Genomic DNA, 23070 nt, shown 5'->3' on the forward strand with positions numbered 1-23070 from the left:
CCCGCCATGCACTATGGCCGGTTCGTATTTGTCCCGACCGGCCGTTGGCGCGACGGGGCTCGAATATCTCCTGAAGCACTACTGCATAATTCCTTGAATCGGAATCGAGTTATACCAGAGCTTGATGAGGACGACTCACGCGATTGAACTAAGCCGCTGATCGCGGCGATTTGAGGCAGGCTTTGACGAGAGCGCCCTGACTGAGAGGATGGTTGTGTTGCAACCCACCCTTCAGACAGGAGGCCCCGATGGCTGAGATGAGCCCTCTTCGCCGCCGGATGATTGAGGACATGACGGTCCGCAATTTGTCCCCGGCGACCCAACGATCCTACATCAGTGCAGTCCGGAAGTTCAGCCGCTATTTCGCCCGATCGCCTGATCGGCTCGATCTTGACGATATTCGTAGCTTCCAGGTTTACCTCGTCTCAACCGGGATATCCTGGGCATCGTTGAACCAGATTGTATGCGCTCTTCGGTTTTTCTATGGGATCACTCTGGGTCAGGACGATGTCCCCGAGCGGATCCCGTACGCGCGCGAGCCACGGAAACTTCCTGTTATTCTGTCGGCGGACGAAGTGGTGCAATTTCTTGAGGCCGTCTCCAGTCTGAAGGCGCGCGTGGCGCTGACTACGGCTTATGCTGCTGGCCTCAGGGTCGGTGAGGTCTGCGGACTGAAGGTCGAGGATGTCGACAGCTCCCGCATGGTGATGCATGTTCGCCATGGTAAAGGCGCCAAAGCCCGATACGTTATGCTGTCGACAGAACTGCTCGGCATCCTGCGCAGCTATTGGCGTCTATCGCGCCCCACGGCATTCCTTTTTCCAGGGCGTGATGCCGACAAACCGATCGAACCGACAGTCTTGAATGCCGCTTGCCGATCGGCGGTTGCCGCAACGGGTCTTTCAAAACGCGTCACCGTTCATACGTTGCGGCATTCCTTTGCCACTCACCTACTGGAGAATGGCACTGACATCCGGATCATCCAGGTCCTGCTCGGCCATGCCCATCTGTCGAGCACGGCACACTATACGCAGGTTTCCACCGACACGATCCGATCAACAGCCAGCCCACTTGATCTGTTGCAGCTGGAGGTGACGCCGCCGGGATCGTAAATCGGTTGCGCCCGACCTTCGAAGTCGCCGACATCTTCCGGCGACATGGGGACTCTTATAGGTGGGAGAACGTCGGTCATCTTGGCCGCGGCGAACGACGCGTCATGGGCGCGATAGAAGCTTGCCGGACACCCAGGCTCGGGGGTCACGTCGATGCCTGCGACGAGTGCGGCAAGACCCGCATCTCTTACAATTCCTGCCGTAACCGCCACTGCCCGAAGTGTCAGGGCGCGGCTCGCAAGGAGTGGGTCGACGCACGCGTCGCCGATCTCTTGCCAGTCCCATACTTCCATGTGGTCTTCACGCTACCGCGTGGCGTCGCCGAGATCGCCTTCCAGAACAAGGCGGTCGTCTATGCATTGCTGATGCGGATCTCAGCCGAGACGCTGCAGACCATCGCGGCCAACCCCAAATGGCTGGGCGCCGAGATCGGCGTCACCGCCGTCCTTCACACTTGGGGCCAGGCGATGACCCACCATCCCCATGCCCATTGTCTCGTGCCGGGCGGCGGTCTTTCACCAGACAGATCAAGGTGGGTCGCGTGCCGACCGGGCTTCTTTCTACCCGTTCGGGTGTTGTCACGCCTGTTTCGGCGACTCTTTCTGACCGCCCTCGCTGAAGCTTTCGCCCAAGGTGAGCTGCACTTCGTCAACGAACTCGCTCATCTCAACGACGACAACACATTCACCTGCCATCTCTCGCGCGCTCGCAGCATCGAATGGGTCGTCTATGCCAAGCCGCCCTTCGGTGGGCCGGACCAGGTGCTTGCCTATCTCGGCCGCTACACCCATCGTGTCGCTATCGCAAACAGCCGTATCGTTCATGCCGATGGCGACCACGTCGCCTTCCGATGGAAGGATTATCGTGGCAATGGTCGCGACCGTGACAAGATCATGCGCCTTCGTCCCTACGAGTTCATTCGGCGCTTTCTCCTTCATGTAATTCCGGATGGTTTCCACCGCATGCGCCACTTCGGCTTTCTCGCCAATTGTCATCGGCGGGATCGTATCAGTCTCTGCAGAAGCCTCCTCGGCCAGCCATCACCAACAGGCGGGCAACCCCATTCAGCCAAATCGCAGCAAACGCACTCCTACGAATGCCCCGACTGCCGGCGCCCCATGCGTAGGACAGGCGTCAACGTTGCACCAGTTGCGCCCCTCCGACCTTCATCCTTCCGGTGCGATACATCATGACGCCCGACAATCCGCGCCACGTTATACGACCACAGACCCAGCGCATCTCCAGCGTGCGATATCGCTTGACCTTAGCCAGGTCAAAAGACCGCCGGTACCGACCCATTTCGCAAATAGATCCCCGAAACGTACGGCAAACCGCTCCTGAAAGCGTACATTCGACCTATCTTCCCGATGGACCGGCCGTGGCTAAATTGTTCCCGGTACCGCTCCGGCGGGCGTGCTCTAAAATTCCCCATAGCAGCGTCAAACTACCCGCGCCTTAGTTCAATCCGGCTTACATGAGGTCGCCCGAATTCGCCGGACCGCCTGATGCGCCCTCAAATAACCCTCCAGATTCCATTTTCCGGCAAATCATGATTCAAGATGGCGAAAGGAGATTTCGCCATGGGAACAGCGCTGACCATTCGTGGAGATTATACGGCTGATGATCTGCGTCGGCTGGCAAGGCAGAGCCGTGACGCGGATTGGTCGCGCCGATTGTTGGCCTTGTCGATCATTTACGAGGGTGGTTCGCGCAGCCAGGCAGCATCGATGGGTGGGGTCGGTTTGCAAATTGTCCGTGACTGGGTCGAGCGTTTCAATCTGCATGGTCCAGATGGCCTGAAAACGGGAAAGGCGAAGGGACGTGAGCCCTTGTTGAACGATCAGCAGCGGAAGGCGCTGGTCGAGGCGGTTGAGAACGGTCCCGTTCCCTATCTCGATGGCGTCGTGCGCTGGCGGCTGGTCGATCTGGCGCAATGGCTTTGGCAGGAGCATCGTATCTCCATCAGCCGCCAGACGCTTGGGCGCGAATTGAATGCCCTGGGCTATCGCAAACTCACTGCCCGACCGAAGCATCATGCGCAGGACCCGCATGCGATTGAGGAATTTAAAAAAACTTTCCCGCCGCAGTGGGAGAAATCGCCGCCGGGGCCGCTAAAGGCAAGCGAATAGAAATCTGGTTCCAGGACGAGGCCCGCATCGGCCAGAAGAATAAGATCGCCAGGCGATGGGCCAAACGAGGGACACGGCCCTCGGCTCCGCATGATCAGCGAACGAGATCCGCTTATATCTTCGGCGCGATCTGCCCGAAATTTGGCAAGGCCGCCGCCCTCGTCATGCCATGGTGCGATACCCATGCCATGAACCAGCATTTGATCGAGATATCCGGCCATGTTGCCAATGACGCCCACGCCATCCTCGTCATGGATCAGGCGGGTTGGCATTTATCGAACAATCTCATGGTGCCCGAAAACATCACCATTCTACCGCTGCCAGCGAAGTCACCCGAACTCAATCCGGTCGAAAATCTCTGGCAGTTCATGCGCGAAAACTGGCTCTCTAACCGTGTGTACACATCCTACGAAGACATCGTCGATCACTGCTGCGATGCCTGGCGCAAGCTTCAACGTCAGCCTTGGCGCATCATGTCGATCGGGCGCAGAAAATGGGCCAATGAGTTCTAGTCATCAAGCCTTGGTATTAGACAATTCCAGGAAAAGTGCGCTGCGGTTTTCCTGGAATTGCTCCGGGTGTCTTAAAAGACGCGCGGCGCTGTAGTGCCGCAAAGATTTAGGGAAGGACACAGCCCGATGAAACTCGGCGTCAATTGACCAGTGATCTTGAATCTTGAGAGATCGGTCCGCGCTGGGCTACGCGCAGGGAGGCGATTTCCGCCGGTTTGTCGTCGATTATCGCGCTTACCGTCAGCAATCCCGGACGGCGCAGTCTCAATGGTGAAAAGACAAGGCTGGCGCCGACCACGACGTGCATGGGGACGTCGCCCGTTTCGGACTCATTCGTCAGGTCGTTCTGCTCGTTGAGCTGGGCCGACTCCAAGCGTTCCTCAAGAAGCGGCTGTTGATCTCCGGGAGCCATGCAGCGTAGCACGATCGAACGATAGGGTTCCGTTGCCAAGGTGACCAAGTTCACATGCACGCAAAACTTGGCCAGCGAAATGGGAAACTCCGGCAGCATCAGCACGCCGCTATAGACGCCGATGAAGCTCAGCTTCTCGCCGACTTCGGTGCGAATGTCATCGCAAAAGATGCAATATCCGTAGCGCATGCGTTTCAATCGTCCCTATCAGCAATGGCGCGGGCAACAATGGTGCGGATCGCGCGCGAAGAGCTCCAGGAGATGACCTCTCTGAAGCTAGTGGAGTGAACGGCTGCCTGCGCCTCGACCCGTGTCTCGGCCGGTATCTCGGATTGAGCAAGGCAACCGCTTTCCGTTGAACCCGCCGGATCGCGCAGTTCAACGTGAATCTCCTTGTCGAGCGCCCAGGCTAGGTCCGCGATCGAACGAAGCGGAAGCTCTCTTTGTCCGCAAAAATAGCGGTTCAACTCCTGTCGGCTGACGCCCACCAGCTCCGCGAGCTGCTGCTGCGTAAAACCCGTTTGGGATCGCCTTTCGACGGCGGCGGCAATGAGATCGCTGCGAACGTTTGCGATGAAGCGGCTGGCCGCACGCGCACGCGCGCCTATCTCAAACCGAAATGACATCTTCCGGGTTTACTCCCTCGACACACAACGCATCACCCACACCAAGCTCGCGGCGCAGTCGGCGCACCTCCAGCCGATAGCCGCGGTAAAGATCGTGATCCTTCACATGATCGGCCCAGTCTCCGAAAACCGCTACAAAGCAATCGCGCATGGCAAACCAGCCGAATATGCGCAGATCAACGGTCTTCAATTCCCAAACTGCATTTCGTTCGACCCGGATTGCCCGGAATTGTCTGCAATGAATAAGCGGCTTTCCGGAGACGAACGTATAAAAGAGAAAATCCAGCTGTTCGATCGGGGTGAGGACGGCGCCTAGCGACGATGGTTCGTTCTTGCTTACGCGTTCGCTCAACCAGTATGCAAAGCTTGGGGTCGCGAAAAGCAGCCGCTTGGGCAACTGCCTTCCGCCAAGCTGAATCTCAACTTTAACGATTGCTTCGGATGCTACGAGACTGTCAAACGTAGTCATGCCTGTCAACTAATCCATTATAATGTGGCAAGCCTTTCGCGGGGCCTCCTTGAGGGTATCATGAATTGCCGCACATTTGGATTGTATTTATTTGCCTTTCCGATGGCGTAGTCCCTTCTAATCAAAGAAGAGTATAGCTGAGACGCCACGTCGATACATGTTTCATTCGCTACCCATTTCGAGGTATCGCATTTATATTTGATGCTATCCGATGCTATCACCCTAATACGAACGGTTCTCTTGTTCGGCTCTCCGTCAACGGCCTATTAACAAGCTTGAGGGCGGCGAATGATCGCTTGCCCCGTCTTGGACAACAGGGAGGATCATATGAGGACGATTGCAGCTCTCTCCATTTTGCTGGCAAGCACGTCTTTGGCTCTTGCCGGCCCCAGCGGCCCGCACGGCGGAAGCCCGCCGACACCGGCGGAAAATGAATCGTTTATCGGCCAGGTGGGCGCGTTCAACGGTGCTTTCGTCAGCCAGAACAGCGGCAATAATCAAGCCCTGACACTGCAGAACGGCTTTGGCAATTTCGCGGTCACCAACCAGAATACGGCCAAGTCCAATACCTCCGATATCCTGCAGTTTGGTTCCGGCAACTTCGCGGTTGCCGACCAGAAGGGCAAAACCAACGATCAGAGTACCCTACAGGTCGGCGCCCTGAATTTTGCCTCCACCCTGCAGCGTGATGGGGCGGAGAACAACTCGACGATCAGCCAGTTCGGCTTCGGCAATTCCGCCTTCGCGGATCAGTCCAAGGGAGACAACTCCCAGGATACGCTGCAGGTCGGTGGCCTGAATTTCGCCTCGACGACCCAGACCGACGGCAAGCCTGGCTCCAACACGTCCAATATCATGCAGTTCGGCTGGGGTAACGGGGCGATCGTGGGTCAGGACGGCGGCAACAACGATCAGACGACGTTGCAGGTCGGCACCGGGAATTTCGCGGCAACATCCCAGGGGGGCGTTATCGGGAGCCACGGCAATTCCTCTTCGACGACACAGTTTGGTTGGGGCAACATATCCTTTGCCGATCAAGCGGGCGGCAATAACTCACAGGACACGTTCCAGGCCGGCGGGCGTAACTTCGCCGTCACTGGTCAGTCCTCGTTCTTCGGCGTGAACAAGTCGGCTACGGCGCAGTTCGGCGTCGGCAACACCGCCTTGACCTCTCAGATCGCCAACCCGCTGGGCTCCAACGATTCGCTGATCGTGCAGGCCGGCTATCGCAATACGGCGATCGCATCTCAGACGGGCGTACAGACCGTGTTCCCCTACGGAGGTTCCAACCTCCAGGGAACCATTCAGATCGGTACGGGTAACTATGCCGTTACCTCTCAGAACAGCGCGAGCGCACTGACGAATACGTCGGTCACCGCGCAGTTCGGCTATCGAAACATGGCCGTTACGGTCCAGCACTGAGTGAGCCGACGGAGGAGGCGAGAGCAAATGTCCGCCTCCTCCTTCAAAGCGACTGAGCCAGTCCCATGCGCTGGAATCGATTGCGGGCGATCAGCGCTCACCTTGCTGCTGAAGGCTTTCTTCCTTTCGATCTTGCTGTTCTCATGCATCGTTCCGGCCTCATCGCAGGCCGGTGTCGAGTGCTTGATAAAGACAGACAGGAAGGAACAGTTTCTCGTCGTGCAGGCCATCGCAAGATCCGAGGGAGCGGTGTCCGGGAGATACAGGCTGGTTCTCGTCAAGCATAGCGCCGCAGGCACGAGCCAGAGCATTCAGCAGGGCAATTTTGCCTTGCGGCCCGATTCGGACGGTCTTCTCGCCACGACGGTGGTCGATGCGTCGGACCAGGTAGAACTGACTGCAAGACTATTGATCGAAACCGATCGAGGTACATCACAATGCGGATTACCAGAATGAAATGCCCGAACGGTTCGAAACGCGCGCTAGAGCATTTCCGTTTTAAACGGAGTCACGGAAATGCTCTATCACTTTGTTTTTACGCAGTTCCGGACGCAAAACCGCTTCGCACTTTTGCTGGAACTGCTCTAGGCGCTGTTGTCGCGTTGATTGCTTTGACGGCCGCGGAATGCCGGGCCGAAACCGCATATGTGGCCCAGATCCCGGCCAATGTGACGACGAGCGTGCCGTTCAGCGGCGTGATGCCCCAGCAGCCGCCGCAGCAATATCACCATTCGCCGAATTATGCTTCGGCCGGCATCGTTGGCTTGCCTGAGGGCCCCGTCGCGACGCACGGCAACAACCTGGCGCAGACGCTGGAAATAGGCATGCGCAACAGCGTGTATCATCTTCAGTCCGGAGGTGGTAATACTTCGACTGCGGGAATTATCGGGAATTATGGCAATATAAATGTGCTACAAGCAGGAAATAATCTCAGATCAAACGTCGTACTGCTGAATGGAGCGGGTTTGAGCGTAAGCGTCCTTCAGCCTGCCGGTTCCGCGCCGGTCAATGTCCTGATCGCGCGGTTGCCGGGTGGTGGTTTGCTTATCAAGCGTTGAGCGGCGCAGCCGCGTCCGGAAACAAGGGAGAGGAATGGCAATGATGATACGTGTAACGATGGTCGCGGTTGGTTTGTCTGCCGTTATGGCAGTGCCGGCTTTGGCGGGGCAATTGGTCTACCAGCCAACCAACCCGACATTCGGCGGCAACCCGTTGAATGGCTCATTCCTGCTATCGACGGCGCAGACACAAGGCGATGGTGTCAAGTCCGGCCAGCAACAGACGCCGGATCTCTCAGGTCTCAACAATGCGCTGGGTAATCTCGGAAACGTCAATCAGGGTACGGGTTCAACCGGAACGTCTCCGATCATCGTGATTGGAAACGGCCAGGTGCCGACCAATCCTTGAACGAAATTGGTTGCGTAACAATTCAGTTCTGTTGGGAGCGATTTATTCGAGCGGCGATGTCACGTATCGGTTTTCCCGTTGTAGCCATTTTGTGCGGATTAGGTTTAGGCGGCTGCGCTGCTGCAGGCAGCAGTCTTGATCCGATGAGTACTCCAGCGACACTGATGCCCTCGACGAAGACGGGGGTGGCGCTGGAAAGCCTGCCACGGCCCAGGCAAAAGCTCGATGTGGCCGTTTACTCGTTTCCCGATCTTACGGGGCAAAACAAGCCCAATGAGAACTTCGCCGAGTATTCCCGCGCTTTGACGCAGGGCGGCGCGCAACTGTTGACCGACGTCCTGACCAGGGCGGGCAACGGCGATTGGTTCAGCGTCGTCGAGCGTACCGACCTGCAGTCGCTTCTGCAGGAGCGGCAGATCATCCAGAATACGCGGGCCGCCGTCTATGGCGGGAAGGCTGGCGGCATACCGCCGCTTCGCTTCGCCGGCGTCCTGCTCGACGGCGGCGTCATAGGCTATGATTCCAATGAAACGACCGGCGGCCTCGGCGCCAATTACCTTGGGATCGGAGGAAATACTCAATACCGCAAGGATATCGTGACCGTATCGCTGCGTGCGGTGAGTGTCAGCACGGGTCGCGTGCTTGCATCCGTGAGCACGACCAAGACCATCTATTCCGTTCAGGTGCAGGGCTCGGCGTTCCGTTTCGTCGGCGTCGATCAGCTGCTGCAGATCGAAGGCGGCATTACACGAAATGCGCCGACGACGCTGGGGGTCCAGGAAGGCATACAGCTCGCGGTCTATTCGCTGATCTTCGAAGGTGTGAAGAACGGGCTTTGGGAATTCCAGGATGCCGCGGCTGGAGCCGCGTTCATGCGGTATCTGGAGCAACATCAAAGAGCGATGACGTACAAGCTCGACGCGAATGGCCGCCCGATCGCGCCGGCAATCGATCCCGCCGCGGTCAGCGCTGCGCAACCGGCTGCCGAGGCGGTATCAAGGCCTGCCGCGATCACGAGCAAGCCGACGAATTCGTGATTGCTACCGGCGCCGCATCATTTCTTCCGGCAGAATTCGGATTGGGCGTTGTCGGGTCCGCAGGTTGCGGCTCCGCCCTGCGCATTTCCGCTTTGGCCTGGCTTGGCTGCGGTCTTGGCGGTCGTTCCTTTTTCGAGAGTGCCGCTCTTCTTGATGGGAACACGCCCATTGACCTGCGGAATACGGGTTTCTGAAAATCCGGAACGCCGAATGATGGACTGGTCCGTGGCAAAGGCGTTCATCGAACCGAGCGCGCCCGCAACCAGCATGATGGCTGTGGCCGCAATGACTTTATTGGGGTTTACCATTTCGATGCTGCTCCTGGATCATGGCTGTGAGCCGAGATTGAGCCATTGGCCTTGGACATGCCGCCCACGAAATTTCAACGGAATGCCTGCTTTTCGGTTCCGTATTCACCGGGGGTTCCTTCATTGGCATCGTTCTGGCTTGCAGCCTTGGGGCTCCGGTCTGGCGCTGTTAGGCCGACCTGTCATCGCCATGCCGTCAATGTCCCACAGTGCCTGGCCCCACCGTCGGCAGGCGATTGTCCGCAGGCCCAGGCGCGGATCGCTCCGTAACGCCTGTGCCTACGCTCGGAAAGATGCTGTTTGCCAAGAGGGCAGGCGGCCGCGCTCGCGGTTGCTGCCTTGGTCTATGCGAGAGCTTCCGGTTGTCGGCTGGCGGCGGCGTTGCGGGCACGACGGAAGTCTCCGGCAGCTGCTCGACGAACGCGGGATTCGTTTCCAGGGGAGGTGCCTGCTGCAGATAGCTTTCGCCAAATACAGCGCTCTCGCTCAGTGCCAGCAACACGATCAGAGCATGGTTTGCAATGATCATTGGCGCCATCTGAATTACTCCCTTGGAGGTATATTCAAATATAAAACTCAAATTCCCTTGCATTTCCGCAAGGAAATTGAATCAATATAATATTGATCTCTATTAAACTGCAATTTCCCCGCGATTTATTCGACATTATTGTTCATTTATTGTAGGATTGCAAACTAAATTATGGAGGAGTGTATGCGTCCATCCTGGCAGTCAGCTATGTGCTGTATCGCATTTTTGCTTTTACAGGCCATCGCGCCTTCGGCATTCGCCGGCGACAATGCGGCGACGCCGCAATCCGATCCCCCCAAAGCGGCCGAACCTGACAAGAGCAATCCAGGCCCCATTACCTCGGCGCCATCGACAGGCTCATCGGCGGCCCCGTCGGCCGGTCCGCAGGTCACGGAACAGAAGTTTGATGCGTGGACGCTGCAATGCAGCACCGATAAAGCAATGAAACCTCCCTGCCAAATCATGTACCGGTTGACGTCGCCGGATCAAAAGCAGGTGTTTTTGGTGATCAGCATGGCGCGCTCCGCCGAAAACAAGGTCGGCATGCAGATGGCGCTTCCGCTCGGCTTCTCCATCCAGGCCGGCGTCAAGATCGGCTTCGGCGGCAAATATTCGACGATGGCAAAGGTGTCGCGCTGCACCAACCAGGGCTGCCTCGTGGAAGGCCTGTGTCCGCCCGGAATGCTCGATGCTCTGCTGAAGGAAAAGTCGGGAAAGGTTTCAATCCGGATGATGCAGGGAAATATGGCGGAGCTTCCCATATCCCTTGGCGGCTTCAGCGCGGCGTACCGGGCAATGCAAGCCAATAACGGGTGATGATATAGGTCACTTTCCACCAGTCCATCTAACTGGTCTTTTCGGCGGTGATGCGCTGCCCGGCCTCGTCAAACAGATGGACGGCGTCGTGGACCGGCGCAATCCGCAGCACGTCGCCGGGGGCGGCCCTGATCCGCTCGCGGAAAACGCAGGTGATCGTTTGCGTGCCCAGGCGCGCAATGACCATGGTCTCGGATCCCGTCGGTTCGACGACGACGGTCTCTACCTCGATGCCATCGGGATCAAGCCTGATATCTTCCGGGCGAAGGCCGTAGGTGACGGCGCCGGATGGGCGCCGCTCGCTCGGCAGGAGAAGCCCGTCCGCCATGCGGAAGCCTTCGCCCGTCATGCCGCCCCTGATGAAATTCATGGAGGGAGAGCCGATGAAGCCCGCGACGAAGAGGTTGTTCGGCCGGTCATAGAGCTCGAGCGGCGATCCCGACTGCTCGATCAGGCCATCCTTCATGACGACGATCTTGTCGGCCATCGTCATCGCTTCGATCTGGTCGTGGGTGACGTAGATGGTGGTGGTTTGCAGCCGCTGGTGCATCTCCTTGATTTCGGATCGCATCTGGACGCGGAGCTTGGCATCGAGGTTGGACAAAGGTTCGTCGAAGAGGAAGACGGCCGGATCGCGAACGATCGCCCGGCCCATCGCAACGCGCTGCCTCTGGCCGCCGGAAAGCTGTTTCGGATACCGCTCGAGAAGATTTTCAAGCCCGAGGATCTTTGCGGCATTGCCGACCCGCTGGTCGATTTCCGCCTTTGGCATCCGCTTCAGCCGCAGGGAGAAACCCATGTTCTTCGCGACCGTCATATGCGGGTAGAGGGCGTAGTTCTGGAACACCATCGCGATGTCGCGATCCTTCGGCGCGAGATCGTTGACGATATGCTTGCCGATCTGGATATCGCCTGACGTGATGCCTTCCAGGCCGGCGATCATTCTGAGCAGGGTTGATTTCCCGCAGCCGGAGGGACCGACAAGCACGACGAATTCGCCGTCGCGGATATCGACCGACACGCCCTTGATGGCTTTGAACGCGCCGTAGTCCTTGCGTGCATTGTTCACTCTGACATGTGCCATTTTCCGTCCCCCCCAGATAGCTTCAAAGCCCGTCCAAGACCTTTCGGAGATAGGCAAGGCCGAGGCGCTCGCCTTCTTTCCTTTGAGCAAGATCCTTGCCCGGCCATCCGTAGGCAGCGTCCTCGTGCTCGATCGAGAGCGTGCCGTCAAAGCCGTTGGCGCGGGCCTGGCGCAGGAAGCGGGGCCAATCGAGAAGACCATGACCCGGAAGCTTGTACTGCCACCAGCCCTTGCCGTGATAGCCGACGGCCTGCTGCGCGGCGGCGTCGATCGCCGTATCCTTGGCATGAAGGATGGCGATGCGATCCTTGACCGCGTCCATCGCGGTATAAGGATCGACGCCAATGCGGATAAGGTGGGAGGGATCGAATTCGAGACCGAAACGCCGATCCGGGATCCGCTTGAAAAGCTCCTGCCAGCCCTTCGGCGTGGTCCCGATGAAATTATCCTTGGGGCCGGGCCAGTTCTCGATCGCGAAGACGAGCCCGCTCGACGTCGTCTTGGCAATCAGCCGGTTGGCGAAGTCGGTGAAATCATCGTAGTTGGCCTCGTCGTCCGCGCTGTCATCGCGGCCGGGAAAAATCACGAAAACAGGCACGCCGGCTTCGCCGATCGCCTGCGCAAACTCCTCGGTGATAGCCCTGAGTTCGCTGCGCTTGGCGCGATCGGCATCGAGCTGATTGCCGAAATAGGCAATCGAGGAAACGAAGAGATTGTGACTGCGCGCAAGCGCAACGGCCGCCTGCACCTTATCGGGGGTCTTGATGTGGCCGCGGACATCGATCTCGATCGCATCGAAACCGGCGGAAGCGGCGAAATCCACCACCTCTTCGAATGGTCGGTCGTTGAACGTCGACGTATAAAAGCCGATCTTCATCAAAATCCTCCCTATGGCCGTGCCGGCCGTGTCAGTTGTTCAGGCGATCCATGAACTTGAGTGGTGAACGCGTGCGTTGAACCTGGTCGGCCGATGCGAGCATGAGGGCTGCCGCCATGGGCATTGCCGCGGCGCCGATCGCGCAGGCGTCCTCGCCGAGCGAAGCGCGATGGAGGGAGGGGAGGGCAGCATCTTCGGCATCGAGATGCTCGTGGACGTAACGCAGCAGCTCATCGACCATGCGAATGGGCAAGCGGCCGCCGAGGATGATGGCGTCGGGATCGACGATCATGCCGATGTGCTTTACCGCGACGGCGAGATGCGCGCTCATGGTCTTCAGCCATTGGGACACCAGCTTCCTGCCGCGGGCATCCAGAGTGAGGAGGTCCTGCGGCACGCTTGCCTCGATGCCGTGTTCTCCCAGAAACCTGTAAAGGAAGAAGAGCGAGAATATCTCGCCAAGGAGCTCGACCTTCTGCGCTTTCTTATCCCGGGGGTCGGCGATCGGAAGCCAGCCGATTTCGCCGCTGAGGCCCATGGCGCCGCGATGACCGTTGCCGTCGAGCACGAGGCCGCCGCCGGGGCAAGCATTGACCGAAATATAAAAGAAGCTGCGGCTTTCGGCGCCGAGCCCATAATCGAGTTCCGCAAGTGCTGCGGCATTGGTCTCGTTTTCGATGAAGACCGGATGCGGCGTCAGGTTTTCTAGTGCGGCCCGCACGTCGAATTCCATCCACTCGCCATAGTCGTCGGGCTTGCCCATGAAGGCGATTTCGCCGAGCCAGTCCGGCATGGCAAGGCCGATGCCGGCCAGATGCGCATCGTCGATCAGGCGGCTTCGCTGGAAGTGCGATATCGCGTCGGCCGTCAGCTGCATGAATTCGGCCGGCAGAATGTAGCGTTTCTCGTGGTGGACACGGGCGCGGACGTTGCCGACCGCATCGACGGCAAGAATTGTCAGATGATCGCGATCGATGTTGATGCCGATAGCGAAGAATGCATCCGGATTGATCTCAAGCTCGATCGCCGGCTGTCCCCTGAGGCCGTGGCGCCGGCGAGCCTCGATGATCAGGCCTTCATCGAGCAGGCGATCGACGATCCGGGCGATCGCCGGCTTGGTGAAGCCGGTCTGCCGGGCGATCTCGGCCCGCGAGATCGGCGCTTGGCGATGAATGCAGCGCAGAACGATGGCCCTGTTGTACTCGCCTGCATCCTCGACATTGGCGCCGGTCAGGTCGGGAGAGGGTTTGACGCCGGTCGTTTGGTTCATCGTCGGGATCCTCTGTCAGCCATGGCACGCAACCATCTTAGCCCTTCACCGAGCCGCTGGTCATGGAGCCAAGGATCAACCGCTGAAGGGATAGGAATGCCACGATCGCCGGTACGACGGAGATCAGGCAGGCGGCTGCCAGTAGCTGGATGGACGAGTCGGTTTGCATGCCCCGGAAGTTAAAGATTCCGACGCCGATCGGCATCAAATTGTTTTGCGTCAGCAGCAGAAAAGGCACGAGGAACTGCGACCAGCCGGCAATCACGGTGATGATGAAGACCGAGGCTATGCCCGGCGCCGATAATGGCAGGACGATCCGCCAGAACACCGAAAACCGGTTGCATCCGTCGATCATCGCCGCCTCGTCGAGACTGCGCGGAATGCCATCCACCGTGCTTTTCAGGAGCCATGTCGCAAGCGGCACGCCAAGCGCAATATAGACCATCGTCACGGCGAAATGCGTATCGAGCAGCCCGAGGCGGTTCATGTAGCGGTAGAGCGGCACCATGATGACCAGCGGCGAAATCATCTGGAACAGCAGAAGGCCCATCATCGACAGGCCCTTGCCCCTGAACTGGAAGCGCGAGAAGGCATAGGCAGCCGGCAGTGCGACGATCAGAACCCCGAAACCGCTCAGCGTCGCAAGCTTCAGGCCATTCCAGAGGTAGAGCGGGAAGTAGCTATTGTTGAGGACGGTGACGAAATTGTCGATGGTTGGATTGTGCGGGATATAGCGCGCCACGCCGCGATAGATCTCCCGCCGGTCACGCAGTGCCAGCGACAGAAGGTAGGTGAGGGGACCGGCGAAAAAGATGAACATCGCCAGCATGAAGAGGTAGCTCAGGAAATCGCCGAAACCTGTGCCGGTGCGCCTGCTCATCTCTCTTCCTCCTTCGGCAGGAACGACGCGTAAACAAGCGCCAGTCCGAGGCTTATGATCAGCATCAGCACGGAAAGCACGCTTCCGCCTGATAAATCGTAGTTGCGGAAGACGATGTTGAAGACATAGAGCGAGATGACTTCGGTCGCGCGCCCCGGTCCGCCGCCCGTCAGTGTGATGATCGCGTCGAACGTGTTCAGCGTCATGATCGTGATCAGGATCATGTTGACGAGGATAGCCGCGCGCAACTGCGGAAGGGTGATGAAGAAGAACTGCTGCGAACCCGTTGCGCCATCGACCTCGGCCGCCTCGTAGAGCGAGGGGTCGATCGCCTTAAGCGCGGCGTACATGACGACCATCGAGAAGGCAGTCCCACGCCAGATGTTCGAAATCAGGGCCGACCAGGGCGCGATCGCCGGATCTGACAGCCAGGCGACGACGGGCAGATGCATGAGCCGCAAGATGCTGTTCAGCGCGCCATAGGGAGCTTCCGAAAACAGCATCTGCCAGATGATGCCGCCGGCAATCCCCGGAACGACCCAGGCGATGAGCGCCGTGGTTCGCAAAATCGTCGTGCCGAACAGGCCACGCTTTTCGCCGCGAACAACGACGAAGGCAACGGCAAGGCCGAGGATCTGCTGGCCGATGACGCTGCCGCCGACGAAGACCAGGGTCGCCCACAGGATATCGGGAAGCTGCGGCGAGCTCAGCATGTTGGCAATCGAGCCGAGCGTATAGTCCTGATTGTTACCGATGAGTGTGGCATTGGTGAACGACAGGCGGAACACGTCGATCATCGGATAGAGATAGAAGATGCCGATGACGATGATCACGGGCAACATCCAGGGCAGGGGTGCCCCGGCGAAACGGCGCATGAACGATCTGCTGTTCGGCCGGTCGGCAGCCTCGATGGCGATGGGGGTCATGGGCTTCTCTGTCCGGGTTTGACGCTGCCGGTGGCGCCCCTTTCGGAGGCGCCGCCGCGATCACAATCGTTAGAGACGCTTGTAAGCCTCCATCGTCGCCTTGAAGGCGGCGTTCAGAGCTTCTTCCGGTTGCTTGGTTCCCGACAGGACGTCGCCCATCATGATCTGGATCTGGTTGGAGATCTCCGGATAGATCGGGGCGCCCGGACGGGCCTGGCCGTTGGCAAGCGCTTCGGCAAAGGTCTTGTTGGCGTCGGTCGCGAAGACCTGATACTTGTCGAAGAGCGATTTGCGCGTCGGCAATTGCTGCTGGAGCGCGTTGGCCGGTCCCATATAGATATCGCGGGCAAGGTTGGCGCACATCTCGATCTTGTCCTTGTCCTTGCTGAACGAGGCGATCGTCCAGCCGCCGGTGCCGGTGGAACGCTGATCGGCCGTGGGGCCGGGGATCGGCGAGAAGGTCCAGTTGGCGAATTCATCTTCGTCCAGCGTGACTTTCAACTGGGCAAGCTGCCAGTTGCCGCCGATGAAGAGCGCCGTGGTTCCGGCCGCCGCGGCCGCGTTGAGGTCGTCATAGTTGGCAATCGTGGTCACGCGCTTGGGCGCGGCGCCAGTATCGACGAGATCCTTGTAGTACGTCAGGGCCTTGAGGAACTTCTCCTTGTTTTCGCCCTCGCCGAAAACAGGCTTGCCGCTGTCGTCGACGAGCTTGCCGCCGAGCGCCCAATAATTCGCGAGCCAGTCGAAGGTGGAGCCTTCGTAGCGGCCGGCATTGAAGAGGATGCCTTCCATACCCTCCTTGACGGAGGCGATGCCGGCCTTCTTCAGGTCGTCCCAGGTTTGCGGCGCATCGGCGACGATGGACTTGTTGCGGTAGAGCACGCGAAGATCTGTATCCCACCACCAGGCACGGATCGTCTGGTCCTTGTCGGTGATGCCGCTGCGGATGAAGGGGAAGAGGTCGGCGATCTCTTCCTTCGAGAAATAGGGGGTGAAGTCGGCTAGCACGTGGTTGACCATGAACTGCGACAAGACGAAGGAATCGACGGCGGCGCAATCCGGAGCATTGCCGGCCTTTGCCTGCTCGAGCATCTTTGCCTGTTCGGTACCGATATCCGTCGACATGAACTGCATCTGCAGCTTCCAGTCGGGATGCTTCTTGATGAAGTCGATGAAGAGCGTCTGATAGCCCTTGGCGATCGCCGGATCGGCATTGTTGGGACTATCGTTCGTCAGCCGGACGGTGAGGGTTTTCGGCGCATCGGCAAGGCCGATCCGATCCTTTGTCGCGATTTCCTGGGCAAATGCGGTAGGCACTGAAAACAACATTGTGCTCAGCGCTAGCGCGCTGACGAACGCTCTCTTCATGATGGGTCTCCTCCCCATTTTAAACGGATACAGCCTGGCGGCCGGTTGACCTCTCCTCATTTCCATGCTGCATTAAATAGATTAAGTTACTTTGATTTGATGTCAAGCCGCAGCTTCGGAGGATCAAGATGCCGGCGACATTCAACAGCAGCTAGCGCATTTCCGCTTTTCTTCGAATCGCGAAAACGCCCTATCTTCTTGTTTTGCTACGCATTCCGGACGGAAAACCGCTGCGCACTTTTCCTGGAATTGCTCTTGCCGCGCGCGGCCGCATTCCCAATCACGGAATAAACGAGCCATCGCGGGCAGCTGCGGTGGACGGTGAGCTTTGCCTTCGGCTGGCGAGAGCCGGCCGACCCTGACATCCATGGAGGATCAGATGCGCTTACTCATTCTCGGCACGGGCGGAATGGCCAACAAGCATGCTGCAAGTTTCAAGGCGATCGAGGGCGTCAGCGTCGTCGGCGGCGTCGACGTCGTTCCCGAGCGGCTCGCTGCCTTTTGCTCTGAACATGGCATCCCCAACCATTTCGGCTCGCTTGAGGAAGCCCTTGCCTGGGGCGAGTTCGATGCCATCGCCAATGTGACGCCCGACAGCGTTCACCATGCGACGACGCTTCAGGCGATTGCGGCCGGCAAGCACGTCTTTTGTGAAAAGCCGCTCGCGACCGACGCGATCAAGGCGATGGAAATGACCGAAGCCATCGAGAAGGCGGGCAAGGTCGGCATGGTGAACTTCACCTACCGCAACTCGCCCGCCCTGCAGAAGGGCCGGCAGATGGTGCTTGCCGGCGAGGTAGGCGAGGTGAGACATGTCGAAGCCTCCTACCTTCAGAGCTGGCTCGTCGGACGGCATTGGGGGGACTGGAAGACCGAAAGCAAATGGCTTTGGCGTCTGAGCAAGAAACATGGATCGAACGGTGCACTCGGCGACATCGGCATCCATATCGTCGATTTCGCCTCCTATGGTTCAGGCCTCGACGTCGCCCATGTCTTTGCGCGGCTGAAGACCTTCAACAAGGCGCCGGGTCACAAGATCGGCGACTATGACCTCGACGCGAATGACAGTTTTACCATGAATGTCGATTTCACCACTGGAGCGATCGGCACCATCCAGGCGACGCGCACCGCCGCCGGCCAGATGGATCAACTTCGTCTCAGGGTCTATGGCGAGACGGGTTCGATCGAGATGATCTACGACACCGGAAGGTCGACGCTTCGCGCCTGCCTTGGCGAAGACGTCCACACCGCGACATGGCGCGACGTTCCCTTCGACGAGGTGGAAACGAACTACCAGCGGTTCGTCCAGGCCGTCAGGATGGGCAAGACGCAGGAGCCTTCCTTTCGTCGTGCGGCGAATATCCAGAAGGTTCTCGACAAGGCGATCGCCTCGGATATCAGCCATGCGGACGAGGCGCTTGCCTGAGCCGGTATCTTTGGGTCAGGCGGAAACCGGCGGCAGCAGGGTGTTGAGGAAAGGTAGGAGTGCCGCCCCCAGCGCCACGCCGCCGCCACTGAAGCTTGCGGGCTTCATCGGCGAAATCCATGGCGTCAGGAAGGGCCGCTTCGACGTGTCGCGCCGCTCGACGGAAAGCTGATGGATCAGCGCCTCGATGACGCTTCGCGGCAGGTCGCCGCCGATCATGATGACGCTCGGCGCGATGAAGCCGGCAATTGCGATGATCGGGTCGAGCAGATGGCTTGCCGCCTCGCGGATCCATTGCGTCAGCAGCGGAGAAGACGGCTCCTTTCCCTCCAAAAGGCGGGCGAATTCGTCATCGCCGATAAGCGCGCACAGGGCGCCGAAGCCGACGACAGTGTTCAACGGGACATTGTCGGGGCCTGTGCGCATGTCGCCGATATTGCCGGCGCGCCCGTGGACGCCCGAATAGGGAATACCGCGAACGAGGAAACCGGCCTGGACATCCTCGTCGATGATGATCATCGCTAGCCCGCCTTCGGCGGCAGGCGTGCCGATCGCGCGCTCGGCGAGCAGGCTTGCCGTGCATTCGTTCTCGACATGGCTGCGCGGAAGTTTCGATGCCGCATCAAACTCGTCTGCCTCTTCCGCGGTCCAATCATTCGAACCGATCCCCAAGCCGATGATCGGCAGACCGGCATGGCGGCCGGTCATGGCTTCTATGACAGAGAGGACGGATTCCACTCTCGTCGTTTGGGCGAGGGGAAAACAAACGCGGTCGTGAACCCGGCCGCTGAGGTCGACGAGAACGGCTTCGCCCCGGTTTTGACGGATCCTGACGCCGATCGAAAAGGCTGCCTCGGGCCGCAGGGCGAATTCGGTCGCGGTCGTGCCGTTGCCCGCGCCGTTGCGGCGGTGCGACGTCACCAATCCTTCGTCGCCAAGGCGCCGCAGAATGTTGGTAATTCCAGGGCCGGTCAGCCCGGAGTGCCGGCCGAGCTCCATGCGGGTCAATGGACCGTGGCGACGGATTGCCTCCAAGATGACACGGATATTTCTGTCGGCGATTTCTCCTGACCGCAGACCAAGTGTTTTACCCCGCGCAGCGTCCGTTCCTTCCGGCGGACGCCGCCGTGGACTGGATCGAAGATACCGCATACCCGACTTCCCTGAGCACCTTCATGCTTGTGTACCACGGCAAAAACTCTCGCAACTTATTTCTTGGCTGCTTGACGCAAAAACAAAGTTACTTAATCTAAGTTCAGCGATGCGATCCGCCTGGAGGAGACGGGACGTGGTGCTTGCGACCTATTCGCGCTGATATGTTCTCTCCCCGCCGTCAATTGCCGATTTTCCGATAGGACCCGCCATGTCTCTCACCATTGCTCAACGCCTCGATCGCTTGAAGGTCCGTATTGCCGAGCTTGCCCATTGGCGCGACAGACAGAGCCGCGACATCGATGGCTGGACCTTTGACGGCGAGCCGATTGCGCATCGCCAGGACTGGCCGCACCGCAGGGGAACGGTCCATTTCGCCGCATCGGCAACGGCGCCGCACGACTGGCCGCTTGAACAGACCCGCCTGCAGCTCGATCTGGGCGGCGAGAGCCTGCTGACATTGCGTTACCCCGATGGCGAAACAGAGACGTTCGGGCTCGACCCCTACCACCAGGAGTTTCCGATCAAGGGGCGGGACTTCCAGATCGCGACCGAGAGCGTCGCACGCTTTCCTTTCGGTGAGCCGAACAGGGCGCCGCGATTGAACAAGGCGCGGCTGATCTGGCTGGACGAGCCGGTCCACCGGCTGCATCTCCTGTTGCAGCAGATCGGCGAGGCCGCCGATGTGCTCGACGGTCACGACGTCGTGCCGCATCTGATCGATGCGGCGGAACGGGCGCTGCGCAGCCTCGATTGGCCTTCCGACACGGCTGCCTACATCGCGCGCATATCGGGTGCGGAAATGCAGCAGAAGATCTGGGAACTGCCGGAACTTCAGGACAATCCCGCCGGTCTCAGTGAAACGCAGAGCGCTTCGGCCTCCGCCGCCCATGATCGCCTGCTTGAACAATTGAAGGGGCTTCAGAAGCGCTTTCCGCAAAATGGCGAACTGCTGCTGACCGGCCATGCGCATATCGATCTCGCATGGCTTTGGCCCTATGGCGAGACGCGACGGAAGATGCGCCGCACCTTCAATACGGCGCTGTCGTTGATGGAACGCTCCGACGATTTCCGCTTCAATCAATCGACCGCCCATTATTACGCGCAGATGGAAGAGGATGATCCGAAGCTTCTCGAGCGGATCAAGAAGAAGGTCGCCGAGGGCAAATGGGAAACCGTCGGCGGCATGTGGGTCGAGCCCGATACCAATATGCCGACGGGTGAGAGCCTCGCCCGCCAGGTGCTCTATGGGCAGCGCTATTTCGAAAAGCATTTCGGTCTGCGCCACACCGTTTGCTGGCTGCCGGATTGCTTCGGCTTTTCGGGCGCCCTGCCGCAGATCCTGCGGCTCGGAGGCATCGACAGCTTCTTCACGATCAAGGTGAACTGGAGCGAGACCAATCGCATCCCGTCCGACCTCTTCTGGTGGAAGGGGCTCGACGGCAGCAAGGTGCTGACCCATACGTTCGACAATCCCATGCAAGGCTACAACGGCTTCGTGCAGCCGGATTGCTTCGTGCCGACATGGAAGAATTTCCGTGGCAAGACGGAGCACGACACGTCGCTGCTGGCCGTCGGTTATGGTGACGGCGGCGGCGGTGTCACACCGGAAATGGTCGAGCGCGAAGTGCAGCTGCGCGACTTTCCGGCGATCCCGAGGGCGCGCTGGGGCACCGTGAAGGGCTATTATGAAAGGGCGCATCGCACGGCAGCGGAAAAGGATCTGCCGGTCTGGGATGGAGAAATCTACCTCGAACTGCACCGCGCGACGCTGACGACGCAAAGCGGCGTCAAGCGCAAGCATCGCCAGGCCGAACGTGCGCTAATCACGGCCGAGACGCTGGCTTCGCTCGGGCACATGCTGGGTGCCGCCGCGCCTCAAAGCCTCGAAGCGGAATGGCGCACCGTCCTGAAGAACGAGTTTCACGACATCCTGCCGGGATCGAGCATTCGCGAGGTCTATGCCGATGCCGAACGGGAACTCGATGGTGTGATCGATAATGCCAAGGCCGAGCAGGCCAAGGCGCTGAAGGCCCTATCGGCCCATCTGCCGACGGGCGGCGTCACGGATGCTTTGATTGTCGTCAACCCGTCACTTTCACCGCGAACGCTCACCACAGTGCTTTCCGACGGAACGATCCTGTCATCCGCCGATCTTGTCGCGCCGCTTTCCGTCGCGATCTTCGACCGCAAGGCGCTCAAGCCCGCCGGCATGCTGAAAGCTGATGCCCATCACCTTGAGAACGAACATCTCTCTGTCGTCATCGGCAAGGACGGCGCCGTATCGAGCCTTGTTCATAAGGCGACGGGGCGGGAGGCAATCGAAGGGGCTGCCAATCAGCTCTGGGTCTATCCCGCCGACAAGCCGCGCAACTGGGATGCCTGGGACGTCGATGCCGACTATGCGGAGAAAGGCATTCGCCTCGATCAGCCCGAGAGCATCGCTCTGATCGAGGAGGGGCCACATCGCGCCGCGATCCGTGTTATCCATCGATATCGCAACTCGGCCGTCACCCAGCTTTATGTTCTAACCGCCAATGCCCGCAGGCTCGATATCGAGACGACGATCGACTGGCATGACCGGCGCACCCTGCTCCGGACCCTGAACCCGGTCGCCGTGCGCTCGCGCGCAGCGACCTTCGAATGCGCCTTCGGCATCGTCGAGCGGCAGACGCATACGAACACCCCCTGGGAGCAGGCAATGTTCGAGGCAGCGGCCCATCGCTTCGTCGATCTCAGTGAACCCGGCTTTGGCGTCGCCTTGCTCAACAACGCCAAATACGGACACAGCGCCCGCGGCAATGTCATCGGCATGAGCCTGGTGCGGTCGCCGATCTATCCCGATCCGCTTGCCGATGAAGGCGAGCAGAGCTTCACCTATGCGCTGATGCCGCATGAAGGTGCCTGGCATGAAGGCGGCGTTCTGCCAGAGGCGATCGATCTCAATCAGCCGCTCGTCACCATGGAGGCGAGCGGGCTCGCGGAAGGCACGCTCTCACCCCTGGGTGTCGAAGGCATACCGGTGGCCTTCTCAGGCTTGAAATCGGCCGAGGAAGGGGAGGGCCTTATCCTGCGGCTCTATGAGCCAGCCGGCCGACGTGGCCGCCTGTCGCTGAAGCTGGCGTCGGGATGGAAGGCATCGGGGCCGCTGAATATCCTTGAAGAGCCGGTCGAACGTGAGGGAGCCGCCGACATCATGCCGTTCGAGATCCGGACGTGGAGGCTGCAGAGAAGCTGACGGCGAAAATCGGCTTCGATCGACGAGCGGCGTGCCGCGAGAAAAACAGCCTCTATTTTACTTTTACGTA

General features: G+C 59.4%; 22 protein-coding genes. 11 read left to right on the forward strand and 11 right to left on the reverse strand.

Translation table 11 applies throughout. The annotated features are described in order from the left end of the window. The first annotated feature begins 248 nt into the window (after positions 1-248). The 3 genes from CCGE531_RS27925 to CCGE531_RS27935 all read left to right on the forward strand — a co-directional run bounded on the left by CCGE531_RS27925 (position 249) and on the right by CCGE531_RS27935 (position 3753). A complete protein-coding gene (locus tag CCGE531_RS27925; protein ID WP_120662595.1) occupies positions 249-1112 on the forward strand; it encodes a tyrosine-type recombinase/integrase in 864 nt (287 codons plus the stop codon). Positions 1113-1117: 5 nt separating this feature from the next. Continuing rightward, positions 1118-2305, forward strand: a complete 1188-nt coding sequence (locus CCGE531_RS27930; RefSeq protein WP_120662594.1) for an IS91 family transposase — start codon at positions 1118-1120, stop codon at positions 2303-2305. A 366-nt stretch (positions 2306-2671) separates the two neighbouring features. After that, positions 2672-3753, forward strand: a protein-coding gene (locus CCGE531_RS27935) for an IS630 family transposase (protein WP_120669925.1) whose coding sequence is annotated in 2 segments (ribosomal slippage) — positions 2672-3208 and positions 3211-3753 — 1080 coding nt in all. Because the reading frame shifts where the segments join, the coding sequence is not laid out codon by codon here. Between the two features lie 139 nt (positions 3754-3892). Here CCGE531_RS27935 and CCGE531_RS27940 read toward each other — a convergent pair. The 3 genes from CCGE531_RS27940 to CCGE531_RS27950 are packed head-to-tail and all read right to left on the reverse strand — an operon-like array spanning position 3893 to position 5260. Then, positions 3893-4354, reverse strand: a complete 462-nt coding sequence (locus CCGE531_RS27940) for a hypothetical protein (protein WP_120669927.1) — start codon at positions 4352-4354, stop codon at positions 3893-3895. 5 nt (positions 4355-4359) lie between these two features. After that, entirely contained in the window at positions 4360-4791 is a 432-nt protein-coding gene (locus CCGE531_RS27945; RefSeq protein WP_120669929.1) for a helix-turn-helix transcriptional regulator, read from the reverse strand. Then, the gene (locus CCGE531_RS27950; protein ID WP_120669930.1) at positions 4775-5260 is read right to left on the reverse strand and encodes a hypothetical protein; all 486 of its coding nucleotides are present in this window, start codon (positions 5258-5260) and stop codon (positions 4775-4777) included. Before CCGE531_RS27950 ends, CCGE531_RS27945 begins: the two co-directional genes overlap by 17 nt. A 327-nt stretch (positions 5261-5587) precedes the next feature. On the opposite strand from CCGE531_RS27950, the gene CCGE531_RS27955 reads away from it, so the two are divergent. From CCGE531_RS27955 to CCGE531_RS27975, 5 genes are all read left to right on the forward strand, one after another. Then, positions 5588-6682 carry a hypothetical protein gene (locus CCGE531_RS27955; RefSeq protein ID WP_120669932.1) on the forward strand — a complete coding sequence of 365 codons (1095 nt, stop codon included), beginning with the start codon at positions 5588-5590 and terminating at the stop codon, positions 6680-6682. 102 nt (positions 6683-6784) lie between these two features. Continuing rightward, positions 6785-7138: a curli-like amyloid fiber formation chaperone CsgH gene (gene csgH / locus CCGE531_RS27960; RefSeq protein WP_162944052.1), complete on the forward strand. Its 354-nt coding sequence runs from the start codon at positions 6785-6787 to the stop codon at positions 7136-7138. Next, on the forward strand, positions 7120-7740 hold the full coding sequence (locus tag CCGE531_RS27965; RefSeq protein WP_162944053.1) for a hypothetical protein: 621 nt from the start codon (positions 7120-7122) through the stop codon (positions 7738-7740). The genes csgH and CCGE531_RS27965 overlap by 19 nt, the downstream gene beginning before the upstream one ends. Before the next feature lie 40 nt (positions 7741-7780). Then, positions 7781-8089 carry a curli assembly protein CsgF gene (locus CCGE531_RS27970; RefSeq protein ID WP_245459497.1) on the forward strand — a complete coding sequence of 103 codons (309 nt, stop codon included), beginning with the start codon at positions 7781-7783 and terminating at the stop codon, positions 8087-8089. Between the two features lie 143 nt (positions 8090-8232). Further along, entirely contained in the window at positions 8233-9126 is an 894-nt protein-coding gene (locus CCGE531_RS27975; protein ID WP_245459499.1) for a CsgG/HfaB family protein, read from the forward strand. 17 nt (positions 9127-9143) lie between these two features. Here the strand turns inward: CCGE531_RS27975 and CCGE531_RS27980 are convergent, their stop codons facing one another. Continuing rightward, complete coding sequence (locus tag CCGE531_RS27980) at positions 9144-9434, reverse strand: hypothetical protein (RefSeq protein WP_120669939.1); 291 nt, start codon at positions 9432-9434, stop codon at positions 9144-9146. A gap of 712 nt (positions 9435-10146) precedes the next feature. On the opposite strand from CCGE531_RS27980, the gene CCGE531_RS27990 reads away from it, so the two are divergent. Next, the gene (locus CCGE531_RS27990) at positions 10147-10779 is read left to right on the forward strand and encodes an invasion associated locus B family protein (protein ID WP_162944054.1); all 633 of its coding nucleotides are present in this window, start codon (positions 10147-10149) and stop codon (positions 10777-10779) included. Between the two features lie 28 nt (positions 10780-10807). Here the strand turns inward: CCGE531_RS27990 and ugpC are convergent, their stop codons facing one another. The 6 genes from ugpC to CCGE531_RS28020 form a co-directional block, all read right to left on the reverse strand. After that, positions 10808-11863 carry a sn-glycerol-3-phosphate ABC transporter ATP-binding protein UgpC gene (gene ugpC, locus CCGE531_RS27995; RefSeq protein ID WP_120669945.1) on the reverse strand — a complete coding sequence of 352 codons (1056 nt, stop codon included), beginning with the start codon at positions 11861-11863 and terminating at the stop codon, positions 10808-10810. 22 nt (positions 11864-11885) lie between these two features. Further along, positions 11886-12740: a sugar phosphate isomerase/epimerase gene (locus tag CCGE531_RS28000; protein WP_120669947.1), complete on the reverse strand. Its 855-nt coding sequence runs from the start codon at positions 12738-12740 to the stop codon at positions 11886-11888. A gap of 31 nt (positions 12741-12771) precedes the next feature. Further along, entirely contained in the window at positions 12772-14010 is a 1239-nt protein-coding gene (locus CCGE531_RS28005; RefSeq protein WP_120669949.1) for an ROK family transcriptional regulator, read from the reverse strand. 37 nt (positions 14011-14047) lie between these two features. Then, positions 14048-14890, reverse strand: coding sequence for a carbohydrate ABC transporter permease (locus CCGE531_RS28010; protein ID WP_120669951.1), 843 nt, complete (start codon positions 14888-14890; stop codon positions 14048-14050). Continuing rightward, the gene (locus CCGE531_RS28015) at positions 14887-15816 is read right to left on the reverse strand and encodes a sugar ABC transporter permease (RefSeq protein ID WP_120669952.1); all 930 of its coding nucleotides are present in this window, start codon (positions 15814-15816) and stop codon (positions 14887-14889) included. Before CCGE531_RS28015 ends, CCGE531_RS28010 begins: the two co-directional genes overlap by 4 nt. 69 nt (positions 15817-15885) lie before the next feature. Beyond that, the gene (locus tag CCGE531_RS28020; protein WP_120669954.1) at positions 15886-17184 is read right to left on the reverse strand and encodes an extracellular solute-binding protein; all 1299 of its coding nucleotides are present in this window, start codon (positions 17182-17184) and stop codon (positions 15886-15888) included. Positions 17185-17563: 379 nt separating this feature from the next. Between CCGE531_RS28020 and CCGE531_RS28025 the strand changes: the two genes are divergently transcribed. Further along, positions 17564-18610, forward strand: a complete 1047-nt coding sequence (locus CCGE531_RS28025) for a Gfo/Idh/MocA family oxidoreductase (protein WP_120669956.1) — start codon at positions 17564-17566, stop codon at positions 18608-18610. A 15-nt stretch (positions 18611-18625) separates the two neighbouring features. Here CCGE531_RS28025 and CCGE531_RS28030 read toward each other — a convergent pair whose 3' ends face one another. Further along, entirely contained in the window at positions 18626-19762 is a 1137-nt protein-coding gene (locus CCGE531_RS28030) for an ROK family transcriptional regulator (protein ID WP_120669958.1), read from the reverse strand. A gap of 211 nt (positions 19763-19973) precedes the next feature. Between CCGE531_RS28030 and CCGE531_RS28035 the strand changes: the two genes are divergently transcribed. After that, positions 19974-23000 carry a glycoside hydrolase family 38 C-terminal domain-containing protein gene (locus CCGE531_RS28035; RefSeq protein ID WP_120669960.1) on the forward strand — a complete coding sequence of 1009 codons (3027 nt, stop codon included), beginning with the start codon at positions 19974-19976 and terminating at the stop codon, positions 22998-23000. The last annotated feature ends 70 nt before the right edge of the window (positions 23001-23070 follow it).

Origin of the sequence: Rhizobium sp. CCGE531, assembly GCF_003627795.1 — a bacterium.
GTDB lineage: Bacteria > Pseudomonadota > Alphaproteobacteria > Rhizobiales > Rhizobiaceae > Rhizobium.